This is a genomic window from Clostridium sp. (genome assembly GCF_040797585.1).
In the GTDB taxonomy this organism is placed as follows: Bacteria; Bacillota; Clostridia; order Clostridiales; family Clostridiaceae; genus Clostridium_Z.
Window position 1 is genome coordinate 1 of the sequence record NZ_JBFNEO010000157.1, and the last position, 6873, is coordinate 6873.

Here is a 6873-nt window from a genome sequence, read left to right on the forward strand (position 1 = left end):
TGTAAGTAAGGTTTTCTTTAGTTCTACTTTATCAAGTGATTTATTAAGTTCAAGAAATCTATGCCAAAATAAATAGTTATCCATAAACTTAGTTGATACTCCATTAAAATGAAGACTAATCCATTCTTTAAATTTACGAAAAGAGCGGTTACTTAAAAAACTGTGACTATTCTAAGATTTAACTAGCACAAAAGATTTAGTTATATTTGCCCTATAGAAAGTTGTACTAAAAAGGATACAATAACTACTAGAGCAGAGATAATAAATCCATGAACCATTGGAGCAAAACCTGATTTTGATAGCTTACTAAAGTTTGTTTTAAGACCTATAGCACCTAAAGACATAACCATTAAAAATTTACTTATGCTAGAAATTGAAGTACTCATACTATCAGATATTATTCCAGTACTTTTAATTAACACCATACCAAGGAAAAATAGAATAAACCAAGGGAAAATCTTTTTTAGGTCTATTTTTTCATGGTGAGTACTTATATTACCATTATTATTAAGTTTAGCTTTTCTAGTAAGTCTTTCATTTATAAAAGAAAATATTAATACAACTGGTATAATTGATAATGTACGAGTAAGTTTAACTATAACAGAGAAATTTCCAGCTGCATCAGAAAATGCATATCCAGCTGCAACCACAGAAGAAGTATCATTTACAGCGGTACCAGTCCAAAGACCATATCCAAGATCTGTCATTCCAAAGTATCTACCCATTATTGGGAAGAGAATTACCATAATAACATCAAATATGAATGTGGCAGAGATAGCATAGGCAATATCGGAATCCTCAGCGTCAATAACTGGAGCAATAGCAGCTACCGCTGAACCACCACATATACCAGTTCCAGCAGAAATGAGTCCAGATAGTTTCCAATTCATATTAAAAGCTTTACCTAATAAATATCCACCTCCAAAGGCTGTTATTAAAGTAAACACCATAACAATTAAGGAGAATTTACCTACTTGGAAGACTTGAGAAAAACTAAGGGTAGCCCCCATAAGGATGATTCCAAGACGTAATATTTTCTTTGAAGTAAATGCTAGTCCATCTTCTAATATGTGATATTTTGAAATTATAGGGTTTAAAGCCATACCTATTAATAAAGCAAATACACTTCCACTAATTAGTCCATAGGGGATGAGCTTACTTATAAGCATTGAAACCACCGCTAATATAACTGTAAATAATATTCCAGTAATATATTTTTTAAAACTTTCCAATAAAACCAACTCCTAAATAATATTCTTCTTGATTTTATCATGGAGTATTTATAAAATCTAATTATAAATATTTATACATTCATAATATATATTTATATATAAGGAGAAACAATGTTTGATATAAAAATAGACTCTTTTTTATCTGTATATAAAAACAAAAGTTATACTAAGGCAGCAGAGGAGTTATGCATAACTCAACCAGCAGTAACTCAACATATTAAATCTCTAGAAAGACAATACGGATGTAAGCTATTTGATTATTCAAATAGAGAGCTTAAACCTACAGAAGAGGGCGAGGTTTTTTATAAACATACTGAATATTTAAAGGCTAATGAAAGGCTTATGGAGAAAAAACTTAAAGAGGTAAAGAAAAAAAGCAAAACTTTAAAGTTTGCTGCCACCTTAACCATTGGTGAATTTACTATTGCACCTATACTACATAAATTTATAAAAGTTTTTAGTGATTATAATGTAACCATGTATGTTGATAATACACAGGAGGTACTAGCTAAGATTAAATCTGGGGATATATCCTTTGCACTTGTTGAAGGATTATTTAATAAGGATGAATATGAAAGTAGATTATATAAAACAGTTAGGCTTATATTAACAGCACCCTGCAATCATCCTCTTGTAAATAGAGAGGAAGTAACTATAAAAGATCTTAAAAATGAAACTATTATAGTTAGAGAAAAGGGGTCTGGCACTAGAGAGGTGCTGGAAAGAGGGTTATTTAATAAAAATTACACCCTTAATGGATTTAAAAATATCATTGAAATAGGTAATGTTAATGTTATAAAAGAGCTGGTTAAAAAGGGCACAGGCATTAGCTTTATGTATGAGGATGCAGCCAGGGAAGAGATAGAAAATGGAGAGTTATCTGAGATAAAAATATCAGAGTTTTCCATTGAAAGAGAATTTAATTTTATATATTTAAAAAATAATTTATACGGAGAAGAAATAGATAAGTTTTTTTCTTTTTTCAACATGGAATAAATGTTTTGAGGCTATAAACAAGAGATATTATCAAATAATTTCTAAATTTTACTTTTAATATAATAGAGATTAATGGTAGTATTTATTTAAGAATATAACATAATCTTAAATAAAATTTATATAGGAATAGAAGTGTGGATTACTATATAGAATTTATGAAAAGAAATTTTAATATTAGGAGGAATATATGATAAAAATTAGTTTGAAAATAATCTTAGGAATTATTATTTTAATTTTAACTGTAGTAGCGGCATACTTAGCATTTATGACAATTACAGATTATAAACCAGAGGCAGTTATTAGTCTAGATATTGATAATAACAAAGAGAAAAAAGTTAGTGTAAAAGATACAATGGCAGTAACCACATATAATATGGGGTATGCTGGTATGGACAAAGATGTAGATTTCTTTATGGATGGAGGAACCATGTCTCGTTCTATAAGTAAGGAAAAAACCTTAGAGAATCTAGAAGGAACCTTAGATATTATAAAGAAAGAAGACCCGGATTTTGTATTTATGCAAGAGGTGGATAGGAATTCATCTAGAAGTTATAAGATTGATCAATATGAGGCTTTAAAAGAAGAATTTAAGGATTACTCTTTATCTTTTGCTATTAACTATAAGACTCCTTGGGTTCCAGTACCACTAACTAATCCTCATGGTAAGGTTCTTGCAGGACTTGTTAATATGTCAAAATTTAATATTGAAAGTAGTACAAGATATGATCTGCCAGGTAAAGAGCCATGGCCAGTTCAATTGGCAGAACTTGATAGAAGTATTAGTGTAAGTAGATTTAATACAGATAATAATAAAGAGCTTGTTATGATAAATGCTCATTTATCAGCCTATGATAAGGGTGGAAATATAAGAAAACAGCAGTTAGGATTTTTAAATGACTTTTTAACAAAGGAATATGAAAAAGGCAATTATGTTATTATTGGAGGAGATTGGAACCATCAAATACCAGGAACTGATCCAACTATATTTGAAACAACTCAGGAGTGGCCAGAGTGGTTACAGGTAATTCCTGATACTTTTATGCCAAAGGGATTTTCATGGCAGTTTGATAAGAATGTTCCTACAGCTCGTTCAGTAGACAAGCCGTATAAAAATGGAGACAACTTTAGAGCAGTTATCGATGGATTTATGGTTTCAGATAATGTTCAGGTTATTGAAACCAAGGGAAGGGATTTAGACTTTAGATACTCTGATCATAATCCAGTAACCTTAAAGTTTAAATTAGAGGATTAATTTAACAATTAAAAGATGTCTTCTAATTAAAAATAAACATAGACACATTATTTTGAAATAATAAATATGTGGGAGATATATTAAGGGTGGACTTTGTTCTATAGAAAACTATAATACAAAGTCCACCCTAGTTGTATTAGTCTTAAGAGAATCTTAAATATAATCTCTTTGTAATGGTTACTCTTAAAAAAATCTTAAATATAATACTCCTATAATGACATAAGAAAAAGAGTAGATATAATAGATACAGGAGGGATATTATGGAGCAAAATAAGTTAAATGTAAATTCAAAAAAATCTTGGTTTATTGCTAGATTAATAGCCACTGTAATCATAAGTACTATACTTATAGGAGGAAAGATTCTATTTTTAAATAAAGTTCTAGAGGATAATATTAATCCTTATATTAATATTACTATTGTAGTTATTATAGGAATAATGATATTAAACACTATTATTTACCCAGCTATTGAGTATAAGCAGTGGTATTATACAATAACCAAGGATAAAGTAGAATTTAGTGAAGGAATATTTTTTAGGGAGAGAACTATAATTCCAATTGTTAGAATACAACATATAAAAATTAATGAAGGTCCCATAAATAGATTTTTAAACCTTGCAAATATTAAAATACATACTGCTGGGGGAGTTCATAAAATTCCTAATATAGATAGAGAAAAGGCAGAGGAAATAAGCCATTATTTAAAGGATAAGGTTAAAGAGAAGGTGAATTTAAATGCTGAAGGAGAAAAGTAGAAATCACTTTCTATATATTATTGAAGAGATAGTTAAGGGACTAAAAGCATGGTTAATATTTATATTTATAGGAGCTGCTAAGTGGGGATATATATTTGGGGTGGTAGGAGTATTATTCCTTATAATAATACCTTTAATAAGTTGGTGTAGCATATATTTTTATTTAGAGGATAATACCTTGGTTTATATAAGTGGTATACTTTCAAAAGAGAAAAGAGAAATACCATTTAATAAAATTAGTACAGTTGATATTCAGAAGACTGTAATTGATAGAATGTTTAATATATGTACAGTTAAAATAGATACTGGAATTGCTAGTATAAATGGCAGTGAATTTAAGATAAAGTTAAGTCATCATATGGCAATGGCACTTAAAGAAATAATATTAGAAGGCAGAAAGTATGAGGATAATATAAATAAAGATGAAAGTATAGATAAAGAGGATGTTCATCAGGTTTTAAATAAGGATATAGAAGATAATAAAATAGAGGCATCCTTTAAAGATATCCTTATGTATTCTCTGACTAAAAATAAACTGATTTGGAGTCTAAGTGTATTTTTTATTATAACCGAATTTTTAGAAAACATAGAGAGAATTATAAATATATCTTTATTAGATAAGGTTTTAAGCTTTATTAATATTGAAAATATATCTAATAAATCCATTGGAATTATTGTGGTACAAGTTATAGGCCTAGTGTTATTTTTCTACTTAATAACTATTATAATATCAGTGATATTTGATAATATTAGATTTAGTGAATTTAAGGTAATAAAGAAGGGGAATAGACTTAATATATCCTATGGATTAATTAACCAAAAGGAGTATTCTATACCCTTGGATAAACTTCATGGTATTAGACTGAAACAAAGCTTATTTCAGCAAATATTTAATTTATATAGTATTGAAGTTATTACAATAGGTTATGGGGATGAAACAGGTGAGATAGCTCTTTTGTATCCAGTAGCTAATGAAAGTATAAAGAATAAAATCATTAGGGAGTTAATTCCCCATATGGAGTATAAAGGAGAGGTTTTCAAACCTAAAAGAAGGGTTATTGCAAGGTTTATTGTGAAGAGATTTTTAGTAACCTTAGCAATAGTTACAATATTTATGAATCTTTTAGTAAGAGTTGATCTTACTTTAAGGATTTCTATAGGTTTTATGGTTATACTAATTTCAATAATACGTGGATACGCTAATTATAGAAACACATCTATTGGTGTAGATAGTAATGTTATTATAATCAGTGAGGGAAGTATAACCAAGAAAACAACAATTATAACTCAAAATAGTGTGCAATCTATAAGCAAGGCGGAGGGGCCACTCCAAAGAGTGAGGGGAATTTGTAACTATAAGATTAATATATATAGCAATAGTTTTGGAGAAGTCGTTACCGTAAAGAATTTAGATAATAATATTATGGAATTACTGGATAATCAGCTTATAATTTAACTTGCTGTGTTAGTTAAATTTTAATTAGATAACCTAACTATAACAATTATTTAAATAAGTGTTTTCTATTTCTATAGGGTTCATATCTTAAAAGTTAACTTATATCTGTGGTTTATTCACTTATAAATCAGACTTTTGAGGGAGGTGTAAGTTAAGAACCGGACTAGGAACCCTATAGCTAAAGGCAAAGTAACATAGCAATAATTTATGAATTTTATGGTTTCACAAGATTTAAAGTATTGAAATTCTAGAGTTATATACTATATAGTAATAATATAGAAGGAATCTTCCTTCAGATGGTGTTCTCTCAGCGTTTGAAGGTTAGATGAGTTAATCTAGGGGCTTAGCAATTATTAGTTACAGTTGGTAGCCATCAGATAAAGCTTAAAGGAGGAACTAATGAAGAAGATACTTATTGTTTTACTTATTTTGATACTAGGTGTAGTAGGTTTTAAATAATTAAATCCTACTATAGAAGATAAAGCCTTAGAGATGTCTTCACCAAAAACTGAAGAATCTTCAGAGAAGAAAGAAGAAGAACAAGAGGAAAATATATTATCCTTTTCTGTATTGGGAGATGTCCATGCTGAAACAGAGAAATTAGATAGAGTAATTAAAGATTTACATAACATTGATCCTAATATGGATGCTTTATTTTTAAATGGAGATGTAGTAGGACAGGGTTTAGAGGAGCAATATAATGATGTAAATAAAACTTTAGAAAAGAATAAAAAAATACTACCTAAACATGTTATAAAAAATATTGGAAATCATGAATTTTTTGATTATACAATAAAGCATAATTCACCTTCTCATGTAGATGAGTTTTTAAAAAGATATTATAATTTTTCAGGTGAAACTAAACCCTATCATAGTAGATGGATAGAAGGATATAATTTTATTTCCTTAGGATCTGAATCCAGTAATACTAAGGAAATGGGATCTTTAAATGCTTACATATCAGATACACAAAAGGCATGGTTAAAGGAGAAGTTAGCAGAAGATTACAAACCAGGAAGACCTATATTTGTATTTCTTCATCAAAATCTATTTTGGAATGCTCATCCATGGGTAGATACCTATAAGAAAAAAGAGATAATAGATACTTTGTCAAAATATCCAGAAGTAATATTATTTTACTCTCATAATCATGCAAGTTTAAAGAGTAGAACTGTATATGAG

Annotated in this window: 6 protein-coding genes and 1 pseudogene; 5 read left to right on the forward strand and 2 right to left on the reverse strand. The window is 28.7% G+C overall.

Annotated elements, in window-relative coordinates:
- Positions 1-138, reverse strand: a pseudogene (locus tag AB2369_RS09990) (IS1595 family transposase); the annotation flags it as partial.
- A 62-nt stretch (positions 139-200) separates the two neighbouring features.
- Positions 201-1232, reverse strand: coding sequence for a YeiH family protein (locus tag AB2369_RS09995; protein ID WP_367666335.1), 1032 nt, complete (start codon positions 1230-1232; stop codon positions 201-203).
- Between the two features lie 111 nt (positions 1233-1343).
- On the opposite strand from AB2369_RS09995, the gene AB2369_RS10000 reads away from it, so the two are divergent.
- From AB2369_RS10000 to AB2369_RS10020, 5 genes are all read left to right on the forward strand, one after another.
- Positions 1344-2228, forward strand: a complete 885-nt coding sequence (locus AB2369_RS10000) for a LysR substrate-binding domain-containing protein (RefSeq protein ID WP_367666336.1) — start codon at positions 1344-1346, stop codon at positions 2226-2228.
- Between the two features lie 187 nt (positions 2229-2415).
- Positions 2416-3480, forward strand: coding sequence for an endonuclease/exonuclease/phosphatase family protein (locus AB2369_RS10005; RefSeq protein WP_367666337.1), 1065 nt, complete (start codon positions 2416-2418; stop codon positions 3478-3480).
- 260 nt (positions 3481-3740) lie between these two features.
- Positions 3741-4235: a PH domain-containing protein gene (locus AB2369_RS10010; protein ID WP_367666338.1), complete on the forward strand. Its 495-nt coding sequence runs from the start codon at positions 3741-3743 to the stop codon at positions 4233-4235.
- Positions 4216-5691, forward strand: a complete 1476-nt coding sequence (locus AB2369_RS10015) for a PH domain-containing protein (protein WP_367666339.1) — start codon at positions 4216-4218, stop codon at positions 5689-5691. Before AB2369_RS10010 ends, AB2369_RS10015 begins: the two co-directional genes overlap by 20 nt.
- A gap of 492 nt (positions 5692-6183) precedes the next feature.
- Positions 6184-6873, forward strand: a 690-nt coding sequence (locus AB2369_RS10020; RefSeq protein WP_367666340.1) for a metallophosphoesterase, incomplete at its 3' end; no start/stop codon positions are given.

Bases quoted from the DNA above. Each gene is read 5' to 3' on its own strand.
- AB2369_RS10010 (WP_367666338.1), top strand. From the start codon at position 3,741: ATGGAGCAAAATAAGTTAAATGTAAATTCAAAAAAATCTTGGTTTATT.
- AB2369_RS10005 (WP_367666337.1), top strand. From the start codon at position 2,416: ATGATAAAAATTAGTTTGAAAATAATCTTAGGAATTATTATTTTAATT.
- AB2369_RS10000 (WP_367666336.1), top strand. From the start codon at position 1,344: ATGTTTGATATAAAAATAGACTCTTTTTTATCTGTATATAAAAACAAA.
- AB2369_RS10015 (WP_367666339.1), top strand. From the start codon at position 4,216: ATGCTGAAGGAGAAAAGTAGAAATCACTTTCTATATATTATTGAAGAG.